We start from the raw sequence: 15,669 nt of genomic DNA on the forward strand, positions 1-15,669 counted from the left end.
AGGCAGCATCTGCTGGACCTCGACATGGCGCTCGACAGTGCTTTGCTTGCCGGGCTGACCGAGGCAGTGCCAGCAGTCATCACCTTCGCTCTGCTGCAGCACGACCCCAACACGTCCGAGCCAATGGAGCTGGCGCGACAAGACCACACCGTCGAACTGCTGCCGCGCAACCAATGGGGTGGGCTGGCGCAATTGCCCGAGATGATCGCCGCCTTCGTGCAGCCCAACGAACCCGCCGTCGCTCGGCTACTCAAGCAGGCATCCGACCTGCTGCACCAACACGGCTGTGATCCATCACTCAATGCCTACCAAGGGGGTTCGCGCCATGCCTGGGAGATCAGCTCGGCGCTGTGGTCAGCCGTGGCGAATCTGTCGCTGACCTACGCGGTCCCACCAGCCAGCTTCGAGCAACGCGGCCAGAAGATCCGTGGACCGCAGCAGGTGGTGGAATCGGGTCTGGCCACCTGCCTGGACACCACGCTGCTGTTGTGCTCGGCGCTCGAACAAGCGGGGTTGCATTCGCTGGTTGTTTTCACCGAAGGCCATGCATTCGCAGGCGTCTGGCTGCGCGCCGAAGAGTTCTCGACCTGCGTGGTCGATGACATCACCGCGCTGCGCAAGCGCGTGAGCCTGAAAGAGCTGGTGCTGTTTGAGACCACGCTGCTGACCCACCGCCCAGCCCCCAATTTTGAGACCGCCACCGACCACGGTGCCCGCCAAATTGCCGAATCGGCATCGGTCCCCTTTGTCTTGGCGATCGATGTGCATCGCGCACGGCTGCAGCGCATCCGACCGATGGCGAGCCTCGCTGCCCCCGCAGTCACGGACATCACCTCCTCGGCGACAACAGCGGGCGAGGCATTCACCGGGTTTTCGGCCGCCCCTGCTGGCCTGCCGGATGACAGCGGCATGCCGCTCCAGATCGACCCCATCCCGCAGACACCCGAAGACCGCCTCACCCGCTGGCAACGCAAGCTGCTGGACCTTTCACTGCGCAACAACTTGCTGAACTTCCGCAGCACGAAGTCCGTGAAGCTCGAAGCGCCCGAGGCAGGCACGCTGGAGGATTGGCTCTCCAACGGCAAATCGATCCGACTGCTGGCACGCCCGACGCTGATGGACGGCCGAGACCCGCGTGACCAAGCCATTCACGAAGGCCGCACGCTCGAACACCTGCGGCGGGACCACGCCCGCGAGGCGCTTCAGCGCGGTGAGGTGTTCATCGATCTGGCGGACACCGAGATGGACGGCCGATTGCTGGAGCTGTACCGGTCCTCACGCGCGACCCTGCAAGACAGTGGCGCCAATACGCTGTTTCTCGCGGTCGGTTTTCTGCGCTGGACTCCAGCCGACAAATCCGATTCGCACTACCGGGCACCGCTGCTGCTGCTGCCGGTCGCGCTGGCACGCCAGAGCGTGCGCTCAGGTTTTTCGCTGACGCTGCTCGACGACGAAGCCCGCTTCAACCCGACGCTGATCGAAATGCTGAAGCAGGATTTCGAACTCAACCTGGGGATCTCCGACCAGGAGTTGCCACGGGACGATGCCGGGTTTGACATCGCCGCACTGTGGAAACAGGTGTCGGTGGCGGTCAAGAACATCAGCGGTTGGGAGGTCAGCGAGGACATCGTGCTGTCCACGTTCTCGTTCGCCAAGTACCTGATGTGGAAGGATCTCGCCGACCGGACGGAGCAATTGCGCGCCAGTCCCGTCGTGCGGCATCTGCTGGACACGCCCCGCGATCCGTTTCCTTCCTCGACAGGCTTTCCGGAAGTGAAACGACTGGACCGCGACTTCTCGCCACGGGACACGTTCTGCCCGCTGCCCGCCGACTCTTCGCAGCTCTCGGCCGTGATGGCCGCCAGCCGGGGCAAGGACTTCGTGCTGATCGGCCCGCCCGGCACGGGCAAGAGCCAGACCATTGCCAACCTGATTGCCCAGAGTCTGGCCGAGGGACGGCGTGTGCTCTTCGTGTCCGAGAAGGCGGCGGCACTGGATGTCGTGCATCGGCGGCTGCGTGAGGTGGGGCTGGGCGAGTTCTGTCTGGAGCTGCATTCGAGCAAGGCGAGCAAGGTCGAGGTGCTGGCCCAGTTGCGGCAGTCCTGGGACTCCAAGGGCACGATCGACGCCAGGGTCTGGCAGGCACAGTCCGAGCGCCTGCAAGGGTTGCGGATGCAACTCAATGGACATGCCGAGCGGATGCACCATGTCTACCCGAATGGCATGACGCTGTTCCGGGCCATTGGCATCACCGCCACCGCCGACGAAATACCGCACATCCGGCTGAGTTGGGCCTCGCCACAGGTCCACGACCTTGATGCATTCACACATTTGCATGAAGTCGCAGCCCGGATGAAGATCAACCAGGAAGCCCTCGCTGACAGTCCTTCGACCCGCCTCGCCTTGGCACCCCTCACCCGGACAGACTGGGCGCCGGGCTGGCAGCAAACATTCACCACGGCAGCACAACACGCCCTCACGGTGGCCGTGCAGTTGCGCGATGCGGTGCAAGCACTGACACAGGTGATCGGGCTGCCAGCGCAACCCCTTCCGAGGGCGGCACGGATGGCTTTGGGCACCTTGGCAAACCGACTTCCCCACGCCCATGACCGGGATTGGCGCTTCACGGCACGGGCCGATGCCGATCACCTCGCTGAGCGGCTGCAAGGGGTGATGCCTCTGCTGACGCAGCACCACCATCTCAGCGCGCAACTGCGCTCCGCGTGGCCCGCCGCCGCATTGCCAGAGTGCCGCAGGGCCATCGACACCCTGAACCGTCATCGGGCCGTGGTGCGCCAATTGACACCTCCCTGGCCCCAGCATGTGCGCGAGCCGCTGGAGCGTGGTTTGGGCTTGCTCGCCAACATCAAAGACACGGCGGCACAACTGTCGAGCCGCTATGACGAGCAAATCGAACAACTCAACGTCGCCCAACTGGCGCGGGAGTGGACCGAGGCCGAGAACACCCTCTGGCCGATCTCGGCGCTGCGACAACGCAAGCTGCGAAAGGTTGTCGAAGCGCACGCCCTGGGTGAAAACAAGCCGGATGTCGGGCGCGACCTGCGCACGCTGTCGGCGCTGCGCATCCTGCGGGCTGACCTCATTGCACTGGACATCGATCCACTGACCAAATCGGTCTGGCATGGTCTGAAAACCGATCCCACCAGGGTCACGGCGGCACTTGCGCTGCAAACCGCGCTGCGCGCAGCCGCCAGTGACCAGCCATGGAACGATGCGGGATTGGAGGGCGTAGCCGACGGACTGTGCGGTGAGTCGATGGCCCAGGATCTGCAGCGCCTGCGCACACTGCATGCGCTGGAGCGGGACATGCATGCGCTGCATGCCCTGCGCGAAGCTGCGCCTGCCCTGTGGACCGGTTTGACCACGGACCTCGACCCACTCGCTGGGGCGGAGCGATTCCAGACCGAGTTGGCCGCTCTGCGCCAACGCGGCGCATTGCAGGGCGACCACGAGGCGATTGGCCGAGGAGAAGCCGGACCTGCCATGGCCGCCGACTGGCAGCACCTGCGTGAACGTGCCGAGATCGAGCGCCAGATCGCCGCACAGGGTGATCTGACCACCGACACCGCAGGACTGTGGGCCGGTCTGGACACCCCGCTCGCGGCGCTGGAGAAAGCTGTCCGGCTGACGTCGGAGTGGTCGCTGGTGGTCAACCACCTGGTGGCGGCCGGTGGCGATGCCCTGTCGATCCGGGCCGCGCTGCAAAACCTGCTGGGCGATCGGCGTGCTGCGCTGGCGCCTTCGGGTGCGGTAGCCGCCGCCGCCGTCCGCTACCTGGAGGCGTTGCCGGCACTGGCTCCGGCACTGGAGGATCTGGCGCGCATCGGTGAGATGGATGCAGCGTCGAAACACCACCTGACCGATGAGGCGGTTGGTCCACTGATCGAACGCTGCGAAGGGCTGTTGCGGTCGGCTGTGCGCCTGAACGCCTGGTGCGCCTGGCGCAAGGTGCGCAGCGAGGCAGTGACCGCAGGGCTGGCCCCGCTGGTCGATGCGGTCGAAGCCGACATCGTGCAACCCAGCGAGATCGTGCCCGCCTTCGATGCGGCCTATGCCCGGTGGTGGCTGCATGCCACGGTCGATCAGGATGCGGCGATGCGCGCCTTCGTCTCCGCCGAGCACGAACAGCGGATCACCGATTTCCGGGCACTGGACGAGCGTTTCACGACACTGACCCGCGACTGGATTCGGGCGCGGCTGTGCGGGCAATTGCCGGGTCAGGACGAGGTCACGGCCAACTCGGACTGGGGCCTGCTGCGCCGAGAAATGACAAAAAAGCGCAACCATCTGCCGCTGCGCGCCCTGATGGAGAAAGCCCCCAGTGCGATGGGAAGCTTGGCCCCCTGCATGCTGATGAGTCCGCTGTCGATCGCACAGTACCTGTCGGCCAGCACCGCATCCTTCGACCTTGTCGTCTTCGATGAGGCATCACAGATCCCGGTGTGGGATGCGATCGGTGCCATCGCCCGCGGGCGACAGGTGGTCATGGTCGGTGATCCGAAGCAACTGCCGCCGACCAACTTCTTCAACCGAGCGGAATCCGATGGCGACCAAGAAAACATTGAAGGCGACATGGAGAGCATCCTCGACGAATGCATCGGCGCCAATCTGCCCTGCATGAACCTGTCGTGGCACTACCGCAGCCGCCACGAAAGCCTGATCGCGTTCTCGAACCAGCGTTACTACGGCGGTGGTCTGGTCACGTTCCCCTCGCCGGTCACACACGACAGCGCCGTCAGCTTCCACCCCGTCACCGGCACCTACGCCAAGGGCGGTGCCCGCACCAACCAGAACGAAGCCAAGGCACTGGTTGCGGATCTGGTCACGCGGCTGAAATCTCCGGATTTCCGGGCCAGCCGTCTGACGGTCGGCATCGTGACGTTCAACGCCGAGCAGCAGCGCCTGATCGAGAATCTGCTCGACGAGGAGCGCCGCCAGGATGCGTCCATCGAGCCGTACTTCGCGGACACGGCGCTGGAGCCGGTGTTCGTGAAGAACCTGGAAAGCGTCCAGGGCGATGAACGCGACATCATGTATTTCTCGATCACCTACGGGCCGGATGCGTCAGGTGTGGTGTCGATGAACTTCGGGCCGATGAACCGCAGCGGCGGCGAGCGGCGCCTGAATGTGGCCATCACGCGGGCGCGCCACGAGCTGCGGGTGTTCTCGACCCTGCTGCCCGAGCAGATCAACCTGAGCCGCACCCAGGCCCGCGGTGTCACCGATCTGAAGCATTTCCTGGAGTTCGCGCAGCGCGGTGCCAGCAGCCTGGGCCGGGCGGTTCGGGGCAGCCTGGGCGGCTACGACAGCCCGTTCGAGCAGGCAGTCGCCGAGGCACTGGCGCCGCGTGGCTGGGAATTGCACACGCAAATCGGCGTGTCGTCGTTCCGCATCGATCTGGCGGTGGTCCACCCCGACGCACCGGGCCTTTACCTGACCGGCATCGAGTGCGACGGCGCCACCTACCACCGCTCGGCCACGGCCCGCGACCGCGACAAGCTGCGCGAGCAGGTGCTGCGCGGCCTGGGCTGGGAGATCTTGCGGATCTGGTCAACAGACTGGTGGATTGACCGTGCTGGCACGCTGGAACGGGTTCACCAGCGACTGGAAATGCTCTTGGCCCACAGCAGGGAACGCAGAGCCGTACAGGCGGTACTGGAGCATCCACCTGCGCCACAGACATCACTGCAACAGACCGCACCGGCCGAGGAGCCTGCATCCATCCTGTTTGCTGGACAGGCTGGGCAGCCGTCTGCCCCGCCACCCCCAGTGGACAACATCGATCCAGATGCCTTTTTTGATTCCCGCTATGCCGCGACGCTCCAGCAAGTCATCCGCCAGATCGTGGACACCGATGGGCCTGTCCTGGACGCCACACTCGTGCGGCGCGTGGCTCGAATCCACGGTTGGCAGCGTGTCAGTCCACGCATTCATCAGCAGGTGACACAACTCGCTGCAGGGCTTTTCCAGTCCAGCACAGAAACGGGACTCGGTGTCTATTTCTGGCCCATGCACCAATCCCTGGGCAGCATCGTCACGTTCCGCGACACGCTGCCGGGTCAGGAGGCTCGGTCGGTCGAGGACATCTGTCTGCATGAACTCGCCGGACTGGCCCGCGACGTTTCGCAGCAGGTCAGAGACAGTGAAATGGCGCTGACCATCATGGCGCGGCGCCTGGGGCTTCAGCGATTGCGGGCGAGCACGCGAGAACGGTTGATGGAAGCACGGGCACTGGCGTGCTGCGGTTGAAGAGGCTGTTCTGTTTCTATTGTTTCTACATCACCCGCCCAGCCCCGCCTTCCTCAGCACCTCGCACGTATTGCGCACATGCGCCTCCAGCGCCAGCGCCGCCCGCGCCTCCTGCCGCCCGATCGCCGCCCGATAGAGATCTTCATGCTCGCGGTGAACGTCCCGCGACGGATTGGCCTCGGCGCTGACCACGCGCAGCGCGATGTAGCGGTAGCGTTCGGCGTGGCGGTACAGGATGCCCAGCAGGTAGCGGCTCCAGGGCGACGCATGGCCGGCGATCAGGGCTTCGTGGAAGGCGCGGTTGGCGTCTTCCCAGCCGGCGTTGTGCATGCGCTCGGGGCTGTGCTCGACCGCGCTCAGGCGCTCGAACGCGGCCACGAGCGCCGCCTCCCATGCCGCATCACCATGGCGGATCGACAGCCGCAGCGCCTCGGTTTCCAGCATCACGCGGGTGTTGGTCACGTCCTCCAGGTCGGCCAGCGAGATCGGCGCGACCCGGAAGCCGCGCTGTCCTTCCGCCGTCACCAGCGCGTCCGACAGCAGCAGCGACAGCGCCTCGCGCAGCGTGCCGGCGCCCACGTCGTAGCGGGCCTTCAGGTGCTCGACGCGCAGCCGCTCGCCCGGCCCCAGCGCCCCGCAGACGATGTCGTGCCGCAACCCCAGGTAGGCGCGTTCGACCAGGGTGCGCGGCGCTTCGTCGGTGCGGCTGGAGAAGGCGGCGAGGAATTTTTCGGATGGCAGCATCAGGTGGCTCCAGGTTCGGACGGCATGGGTCCGCGGCGCAGCCGGTAGGCGAGTTGCGGGCGGGTCAACCCCAAGCGGCGGGCCGCAGCCGACAGGTTGCCGCTTTCGCGGGTGACGGTGAATTCAAGCAACTGGTGTTCCAGCACCTCCAGCGGCAGCCCGCTGGCCAGCATGCGCTCGCAGAGTTCCTCGTCCGGGTCGGGCGGCAGTGCGGTCAACTGGCCGTGCGGGTCCAGTCCGGTGCGGTCGGCGTGGCCCGACTGGCCGGGGCTGAGCGAGAACAGGTCTTCGGCCTCGATCGCGCTGCCCTGTGCGGCCAGGATCACGCCGCGTTCGACGAGGTTCTCCAGCTCGCGCACATTGCCCGGCCAGCCGTGGCGGCCGAGTGCCTGCAAGGCGCGTTCGCTGAAGCCCTGCAGCCGCTTGCCGTGCAACGCCGTGAAGCGGGCCAGCAGCGTCTGCGCCAGCAACTCGATGTCGCCGCCACGCTCGCGCAAGGGCGGGATGCGGATCGGGTAGATGTTGAGCCGGTAGAGCAGGTCGCGCCGGAAACGCCCCGCCTTCACCGCCGCGTCGAGGTCCACGTTCGTCGCGGCGACCAGCCGCACGTTGACCTTGCGCGTGGTCTCGCTGCCCAGACGCTCGATCTCGCCTTCCTGCAGCACGCGCAGCAGCTTGGCTTGCAGAGGCACGGGCAGGTCACCGATCTCGTCGAGGAACAGCGTGCCGCCGTCGGCGCGCTCGAAGCGGCCGGTGCGGGCGGCGTGCGCGCCGGTGTACGCCCCTTTCTCGACGCCGAACAGCTCCGCCTCGATCAGCTCGGCCGGCAGCGCCGCGCAGTTCACCGCGACGAACGGCCCGGCCCTGCGCTCGCTCAGCTCGTGCAGCGTGCGGGCAAAACGCTCCTTGCCAACGCCGGTCTCGCCGGTCAGCAGCACCGTGACCTGCGTCGCCGCCGCCTTGCCGAGCAGTTCGAAGGCGCGCCGGAACGCCGGTGACTGCCCGACCATCGAGCCGCACGGCCCGGTCGGCGCCAGCGTCGAGCGCAGCGCCTCGACCTGCAGGCTGAGCGCCTCGATCTTCTCGACCAGCGAGTCGGACTCGAAGTAGACGCGGTGCGCCTCGCCGTCCGGCCACTCCTCGATCGGGCGGCCGACGATGCGGCAGTGGTCGGCGCCGCAGGCGGTGCAGGCCAGCTCCTTGAACAGGATCAGCCGGCCCATGAACGCCGACGTGTAGCCGCAGGCATAGCCGGTGAGCATCCAGCAGCTCGGGTCCGCCGCCGGGCCGAACTTCTGGCGGTGCGCGTGCGCCTCCCAGGAGTGGTCCCAGCGGAACTCGCCCTCGAAGCGGCCCGTCTCGCGGTCGAAGGCCATCTTCAGCGGCGTCACCCGCGCCGCGCCTTCGAGCATGTGCAACTGCGGCCCGACCAGGAAGGCCGCCACCGGGTCATCGCCGGGGCGCGTCTTGCGGGCGAACTCGGCGTCGTTCAATCCGCTGGCGTAGCCCATGCGCGTGAAGATGCGCCGCGCCTGTTCAAGACCGATCGAGTTGATCAGGTCTTCGCGCAGCGCCCCCAGCGACGCCGTGTGCAGCAGCACCATGCGCCGCTCGCCGAGCCAGATCGCCCCTTCGTCCGGCGCAAAGCGCAGCAGGCGGCGCAGGTCGGTGTCGGGCGGGTATTTCAGGGAATCGGGCATGCAGGACTCCGAGTGCATATTCTCGATATTAAGGGAAAACTAGACCATTCTAAACCAGGTTCATCAAATGATGAAAAGCTCGTGGTCATGTTGATCAAATCGTGAATTCAACCGTTAACTGACCCTTAATTTATCCTGAAAAGCGGTTTATATCCGGTCTGAGGCCGGGCGCTGGCGATCAAAAAACGGTGTTCAGGGGCATGACAGGGGCATGACCCTCTCAGGACTTACCCTAAAAATATCGAGATTTTGACCATTTGATCGCACACTGGCCCATCGCTTGCAATGAAGCACACACCATCCGGAGTCCCGCCCATGTCCGTGTCCGCGTTCGTGCCTGTGTCCGAACCCTCGCTTCCTGAGGTGCCCCCCAAGTACGTCAGGGTGCTCGACCGCCGCACCGACGGCCTGGTGTCCTTCGAGTTCGCGATCGGCTGGCCCGATCTGTCGGTGGAGCTGCTGCTGCCCGACGCCGCGTTCACGGAGTTCTGCACCACCCACGGGGTGATCCGCCTGGATGCCAACACTGGAGACACGCCCCGATGAACATCGACCTGCAGGCCCGCGAGATTCAACCCCTGCGCCAGACCTATACCCACGTCGCCGAGCACCTCGGCGGCGACAAGACGGCCTCGCGCTACCTGGAAGCCACCATCGGCGCGCAGCCCAGCGCCAACTTCCACTACCGTCCGACCTGGGCGCCGCAGTTCGAGCTGTTCGACGCGGCCCGCACGGCGATCAAGCTCAAGGACTGGTACGTCCTGAAAGACCCGCGCCAGTTCTACTACGCCACCTGGACCACGACCCGCGCCCGCCAGCAGGACGCGATGGAGTCGAGCTTCCAGTTCGTCGAGTCCAAGGGCATGGTCGCCGCGATGCCGGACGCCGTGCGCGAACAGGCGCTGATGGTGCTGATGCCGCTGCGCCATGTGGCCTGGGGCGGCAACATGAACAACGCCTCGGTCTGCGCCTACGGCTATGGCACGGCCTTCACCGCCCCGGCCATGTTCCACGCGATGGACCAGCTCGGCGTCGCGCAGTACCTGACCCGCCTGGGCCTGCTGCTCGGCGAGCCGGCGGTGCTCGATGTCGGCAAGCAGGCGTGGCTGGAGGCGCCGGTCTGGCAGGAACTGCGCCGGCTGGTCGAGGACACGCTGGTGGTGCAAGACCCGTTCGAGCTGTTCGTCGCACAGAACCTCGCGCTCGACGGGCTGCTCTACCCGCTGGTCTATGGCAGCTTCGTCGATGACCACCTGGCGCTCAAGGGCGCCACCGCCGTGGCCATGCTGACCGCGTTCATGACCGACTGGCACACGGAGAGCGCCCGCTGGATCGACGCCGTGGTGAAGACCGCCGCCGCCGAGTCGGCCGAGAACCGGGCGCAACTGGTGCAGTGGACCACGCACTGGACCGACCGCGCCCAGGCCGCCCTGGCGCCGATCGCGCAACTCGCGCTGGGCGAGCACGGCGAGTCCGCGCTGGCCGAGGCCCGCACCGCCCTCGACACCCGCTGCCGCAAGGCCGGACTCGTCGCCTGACCCGCTGAGCCACAGGACACCCCGCATGTCGAACGTTTTCATCGCCTTCCAGGCCAACGAGGAATCCCGCCCGGTGATCGAGGCCATCGTGGCCGACAACCCCGCCGCCGTCGTCACCCACCCGCCGGGGCTGACCAAGATCGACGTGCCGCAGCGCCTGACGATCCGCCGCGAAACGATCGAGGAGATCACCGGCCGGCCCTTCGATCTGCAGTCGATCCACGTCAACCTCGTGACGCTGTCCGGCCACATCGACGAGGACGACGACCAGCTCACGCTGAGCTGGTCGCACTGATCACCGCATTCCACCGCATCACCGCATTCCCGACTCCCCAGGAAACCCGCATGGACACCCGCGTCGCCAAGAAAAAGCTCGGCCTCAAGGAACGCTACGCCGCGATGACCCGCGGCCTTGGCTGGGAGACGACCTACCAGCCGATGGACAAGGTCTTCCCGCACGACACCTACGAGGGCATCAAGGTCCACGACTGGGACCAGTGGCAAGACCCGTTCCGCCTGACGATGGACGCCTACTGGAAGTACCAGGGCGAGAAGGAAAAGAAGCTCTACGCCGTCATCGAGGCGTTTGCGCAGAACAACGGTCAGCTCGGCGTGAGCGATGCGCGCTACATCAACGCGCTGAAGCTCTTCATCCAGGGCGTCACGCCGCTGGAGTACTACGCCCACCGCGGCTTCGCCCACGTCGGCCGCCAGTTCACGGGCGAAGGCGCCCGTGTCGCTGCGCAGATGCAGTCGATCGACGAGCTGCGCCACTACCAGACCGAGACGCACGCGATCTCGCACTACAACAAGTATTTCAACGGCATGCACCGGCCGGGCCACTGGTTCGACCGCGTCTGGTACCTCTCCGTGCCGAAGAGCTTCTTCGAGGACGCCCTGACCGGCGGCCCGTTCGAGTTCCTGGTCGCGGTGAGCTTTTCGTTCGAATACGTGCTGACCAACCTGCTGTTCGTGCCGTTCATGTCGGGCGCGGCGCACAACGGCGACATGTCCACCGTGACCTTCGGCTTCTCGGCGCAGTCCGACGAGTCGCGCCACATGACGCTGGGCATCGAGTGCATCAAGTTCCTGCTGGAGCAAGACCCGGCGAATGTGCCGATCGTGCAGAAGTGGATCGACAAGTGGTTCTGGCGCGGCTACCGGCTGCTGACCATCGTGGCGATGATGCAGGACTACATGCTCCCGAAGCGCGTCATGAGCTGGAAGGAGGCGTGGGAGATGTACGCCGAGCAGAACGGCGGCGCACTGTTCAAGGATTTGGCCCGCTACGGCATCCGCGAACCGAAGGGCTGGAAGGACGCCTGCGAAGGCAAGGACCACATCAGCCACCAGGCGTGGGCCACCTTCTACAGCTACGGCGCCGCCGCCGCCTTCCACACCTGGATTCCCGACGAAAGCGAGATGCAGTGGCTGGCCGAGAAGTACCCGGACAGCTTCGAGTCGGTCTACAAGCCGCGCTGGGACTACTGGCGCGAGCAGGCGGCACAGGGCAACCGCTTTTACAACAAGACGCTGCCGATGCTCTGCACGACGTGCCAGATCCCGATGCTCTTCACCGAGCCGGGCGACGCCACCAAGATCGCCTACCGCGAGTCGAACTACTTCGGCAACAAGTACCACTTCTGCTCCGACCACTGCCAGGAGATCTTCGACGACGAGCCGGAGAAGTACGTCCAGTCCTGGCTCCCGGTCCACCAGATCTACCAGGGGCACTGCTTCAAGCCCGGCACCGACCCGACCGCCGAGGGGTTCGATCCGCTGCTGGCCGTGCTGCAGTGGTACGAGCTGAACATCGGCCGGGACAACTTCGATTTCGAAGGCTCGGAAGACCAGAAGAACTTCGCGGCCTGGCGTGCAGACGGCAGCACCGGAGGAGCCGCAGCATGAGCGTCGTCGCCAACCCCAACGCCGCCGTCCCCTACGACTTCCCGATGAAGGACGTGCGCGAGAACTTCCCCGCGCCACTGCTCTACATCGGCTGGGAGGACCACCTGATGTTCGCCGCGCCGATTTGCCTGCCGCTGCCGCCGGACATGCCGTTCGGGGCGATCGGCGCGGCGGTGTTGCCGGGCGTCTATGGCTACCACCCGGACTTCGCCAAGATCGACTGGGCCACCACCGAGTGGTTCAAGTCCGGCCAGCCGTGGACACCCGACCCGGCCAAGTCGCTGGTGGAGAACGGTCTCGTCCACAAGGACGTGATCCGCTTCCGTACCCCGGGCCTCACCGGCATCAAGGGATCGTTCAGCTAACCGGCATCCCGTCACCACGCCACCACGCCACCACCAGGAGACAACCCGATGAAGAAGAACACTGCCCCCGCCATGGCCACGGCCCTCGCCCTGGCCGCCACCGCCCTGTGCGCCACTTCGGCGCAGGCCCAGGACAAGTGCGGCCTCGGCAACGGCAAGAAAGCCACCGGCGAGCCGATCCCGCTGGGCGCCATCGTCGGCAAGACCGGCCCGGAGGACTTCTCCTCGTCGTCGCGGGCGGCCGAGGCGTACTTCAAGTGCGTCAACGCCAACGGCGGCATCCACGGCCGGCCGATCGCCTACACGGTGCAGGACGACACCTGGAACCCCGAGGTGGCCGCGCAGGCGGCGTCCAAGCTGGTCAAGGACACCAAGGTCGTCGGCATGGTCGGCTCCAGCAGCTTCGTCGAGTGCGGCGCCAACAACAAGCTGTATGAACAGGAAGGCGTGGCCGTGGTCGCCGGGACGGGCGTGCCGCGGGCTTGCTTCTACGGCAAGAACTACGCTGCGTTCAACCAGGGTCCGCGCCAGTCCACGATCGGCGCGGCGCAGTACATCGCCGAGACCTTCAAGCTCAAGAACATCACCTGCGTCGCCCCGGGCATTCCCGGCTTCGGCGACTGGGTGTGCGGTGGGGTCGAAGCCTGGGGCAAGGCCAACGGCGTGGCGGTCAAGCAGGTCATTTTTGACCCAGGTCAGTTGGATGGCAACGCCGTCGCGCTGCAGGTCTCGGCCACCAAGCCCGACGGCGTGGTGCTGGGCATGCCGCGCGGCATGATGCTGCCGATCCTGACCGCCGCCGAGCAGCAGGACATGGGCAAGACGATCAAGTGGGGCCTGCCGACCTCGGCGTACCACACCGAAATGCCCAAGGCCGCCGGCAAATACTGGGACGGCAAGCTCCACATCCACATGGAGCTGCAGCCGCTGGACCAAGACGGCCCGGACACCCGGAACTGGAAGGCCATCATGGCCAAGTACGGCGACAAGAAAGACCCGATCGACTCCTTCTCGCAGGCCGGTCACCTCTCGGCCCGCGTTGCGACCGACGCCCTGCTCGGCATCAAGGGCCCCATCGACCGCAAGTCGGTGCATGACGCGTTCAAGGCGGTGAAGAACGTGCGCAGCGACATGATGTGCGCCCCGTGGTACTACGGACCCGGCGATCGCCACCAGGCCAACCACAGCGGTCGCGTCGCGCTGCTCACTGGCGGCAGCTTCAAGACCCAGACCGAATGCTTCCAGTCGAAGGACGCCGACCTGTCCGACGTGCTGGCGCTGGAGTCCAAGGGCGGCCTGGTGAACTGACGCCATGGACACCCTGCTGCCCTTTCTGGTCGTCGGCGTCAGCGTCGGGGCGGTGTACGCGCTGTCGGGCGTCGGCCTGGTGGTGCTGTACCGCGCCAGCGGCGTCGTCAACTTCGCCTACGGTGCGCTGGGCGGGCTGGCGGCGATGCTGTGCTGGCAGGTGATCGACCTCGCCTACGCCGACTGGCTGGGCTGGGTGGCGGGGGTCGGCGCGGCCACGCTGCTGTCCTGGGGCTACGGCCGCTTCATCGCGCCGTCGCTGACCCACCAGGACCGCATCGTGCGGGCGATGGCCACGCTCGGCTTCGCGCTGATGATCATGGGCTTCGCGCAGTGGTACTGGGGCGATGAGCCGCGCCGGCTGGTGCTGCCCACCGACAGCGGCGGCCTGGAATTCGACGGCCGCCGCCTCATCAGCCACACCCGGCTGCTGGCGCTCGGGCTGGCGGCGGCGATGACGCTGGGCATGGCCTGGCTGCTGTCGCACACGCCGCTGGGCTTGCGCATGCGGGCGCTGCAGAGCAACCGCACGCTCAGCAGCCTGCTCGGTGTTCGCGTCAAGCAGGTGGACACCTGGGCCTGGACGATCGCGGGGGTCTTCGCCGGCATCACCGGGCTGTTCATGGGCAACATGGTGCGGCTGAACCCGACCGTGCTGACCTTCCTCGTCATCCCCGCGATGGCGGCGGCGGTGGTCGGGCGGCTGGCGTCGCTGCCGGCCACGGTGCTGGGCGGGCTGCTCATCGGGGTGATCGAGGCGCTGAGCACGCTCGTGCCCGGGGTCTCGCGCTACGGCTCGGCCTCGGCCTTCGTGGTCGCCATCGTCGCCATCCTCTGGCAGCAGCGCAAGGGCATCGGCCTGTCGCGCGACAACAGTCACCTCGAATAAGCAAGCACCCGCCATGGCACGCGACAAGGACAAACCCGACCTCCCGCCCGGCTCGCCGCTGCGCCGGGTGGCCCCCATGCTGCTCACCCTCGCGGTGGCGGCGCTGCTGGGGCCATGGCTGCTGTCGGCCTACTGGCTCAACACCTTCACCACCGTGGCCTGCCTGACGCTGGTGAGCGGGGCGGTGGCGCTGCTCTACGGCCAGCTCGGCATGGTGTCGCTGGCGCAATTCGCGCTGGCAGGCGTCGGCGGCTGGGTCTGCCTGCGGCTGGTGCATGGGCTGGCGCTGCCGTTCGAGGGGGCCTTGCTGCTCGGCGCGGCGGCGGCCGGGGTGTCGGGGCTGGTGGTCGGGCTGCCCGCGCTGCGCATGCGGGGGCTTTACCTGGCGCTGCTGACGCTGATGATCGCGGCGGCGTTCCAGGTCGCGGTGAACGTCATCGGCTTCCCCGACGGCGGCCCCGGCTTCACCGGCAAGGTTGTCAACGGCCAGCGCGCCCTCATCGAGCGGCCGTGGATCGCCACCAGCGACGCGGCCTATTTCCGCTACACCGTGGCGTGGCTCGCGGCAGGGCTGGCGCTGATCGAATGGCAGCGGGCCAGCCTGCCGGGCCGCGCCTGGGCCTTGATCCGCAAGAGCGAGGCGGCGGCCCTGGCGGCGGGCGTGAACGTGCTGCGCTACAAGGCGTGGGCGTTTGCGTTCGGCGGGTTTCTGGCCGGCTTGGCGGGCGGGTTGATCGCCGGACTGAATGGCCAGCTCGACAACACCGGTTTCCACACCAGCCAGTCGATCCTGGCCTACGCGCTGACGGTGGTGGGCGGTGCCTACCACTGGATGGGCGCCATCTTCGCCGGGTTGCTGATGCGGGCGCTGCCGGCGCTGCTCAACGACCACGGCGTGGACGGCAACCTGGCCAACGCCTTCTATGGCTTCGCGCTGCTGGTGTCGC

General features: G+C 66.7%; 11 protein-coding genes. 9 read left to right on the plus strand and 2 right to left on the minus strand.

Features of this window, described 5'->3' with window-relative positions:
• Positions 1-24 precede the first annotated feature (24 nt).
• Positions 25-6,270 (plus strand): DUF3320 domain-containing protein, encoded by a 6,246-nt coding sequence (locus tag QZW52_RS09175; protein WP_293997660.1) that lies wholly within the window; start codon positions 25-27, stop codon positions 6,268-6,270.
• Positions 6,271-6,300: 30 nt separating this feature from the next.
• Here the strand turns inward: QZW52_RS09175 and QZW52_RS09180 are convergent, their stop codons facing one another.
• Together QZW52_RS09180 and QZW52_RS09185 are read right to left on the minus strand one after the other, a co-directional pair.
• Complete coding sequence (locus tag QZW52_RS09180) at positions 6,301-7,014, minus strand: FCD domain-containing protein (protein WP_293997663.1); 714 nt, start codon at positions 7,012-7,014, stop codon at positions 6,301-6,303.
• Positions 7,014-8,714: a sigma-54-dependent Fis family transcriptional regulator gene (locus QZW52_RS09185; RefSeq protein ID WP_293997666.1), complete on the minus strand. Its 1,701-nt coding sequence runs from the start codon at positions 8,712-8,714 to the stop codon at positions 7,014-7,016. Before QZW52_RS09185 ends, QZW52_RS09180 begins: the two co-directional genes overlap by 1 nt.
• A gap of 315 nt (positions 8,715-9,029) precedes the next feature.
• On the opposite strand from QZW52_RS09185, the gene QZW52_RS09190 reads away from it, so the two are divergent.
• The 8 genes from QZW52_RS09190 to QZW52_RS09225 all read left to right on the plus strand — a co-directional run.
• The gene (locus QZW52_RS09190; RefSeq protein ID WP_293997669.1) at positions 9,030-9,260 is read left to right on the plus strand and encodes a phenol hydroxylase subunit; all 231 of its coding nucleotides are present in this window, start codon (positions 9,030-9,032) and stop codon (positions 9,258-9,260) included.
• Positions 9,257-10,252 carry an aromatic/alkene monooxygenase hydroxylase subunit beta gene (locus QZW52_RS09195; protein ID WP_293997671.1) on the plus strand — a complete coding sequence of 332 codons (996 nt, stop codon included), beginning with the start codon at positions 9,257-9,259 and terminating at the stop codon, positions 10,250-10,252. The genes QZW52_RS09190 and QZW52_RS09195 overlap by 4 nt, the downstream gene beginning before the upstream one ends.
• Positions 10,253-10,277: 25 nt before the next feature.
• Positions 10,278-10,547 carry an MmoB/DmpM family protein gene (locus QZW52_RS09200; protein WP_293997674.1) on the plus strand — a complete coding sequence of 90 codons (270 nt, stop codon included), beginning with the start codon at positions 10,278-10,280 and terminating at the stop codon, positions 10,545-10,547.
• Between the two features lie 50 nt (positions 10,548-10,597).
• A complete protein-coding gene (locus tag QZW52_RS09205) occupies positions 10,598-12,160 on the plus strand; it encodes an aromatic/alkene/methane monooxygenase hydroxylase/oxygenase subunit alpha (protein WP_293997677.1) in 1,563 nt (520 codons plus the stop codon).
• Complete coding sequence (locus QZW52_RS09210) at positions 12,157-12,525, plus strand: phenol hydroxylase subunit P4 (RefSeq protein WP_293997680.1); 369 nt, start codon at positions 12,157-12,159, stop codon at positions 12,523-12,525. The genes QZW52_RS09205 and QZW52_RS09210 overlap by 4 nt, the downstream gene beginning before the upstream one ends.
• 48 nt (positions 12,526-12,573) lie before the next feature.
• The gene (locus QZW52_RS09215) at positions 12,574-13,833 is read left to right on the plus strand and encodes an ABC transporter substrate-binding protein (RefSeq protein WP_293997683.1); all 1,260 of its coding nucleotides are present in this window, start codon (positions 12,574-12,576) and stop codon (positions 13,831-13,833) included.
• A gap of 4 nt (positions 13,834-13,837) precedes the next feature.
• The gene (locus QZW52_RS09220; RefSeq protein WP_293997686.1) at positions 13,838-14,722 is read left to right on the plus strand and encodes a branched-chain amino acid ABC transporter permease; all 885 of its coding nucleotides are present in this window, start codon (positions 13,838-13,840) and stop codon (positions 14,720-14,722) included.
• Between the two features lie 13 nt (positions 14,723-14,735).
• The coding region (locus tag QZW52_RS09225; RefSeq protein WP_293997689.1) for a branched-chain amino acid ABC transporter permease at positions 14,736-15,669 on the plus strand (934 nt) is incomplete at its 3' end.

The sequence above is a fragment of the Sphaerotilus sp. genome (assembly GCF_013299175.1).
In the GTDB taxonomy this organism is placed as follows: Bacteria; Pseudomonadota; Gammaproteobacteria; order Burkholderiales; family Burkholderiaceae_C; genus Sphaerotilus.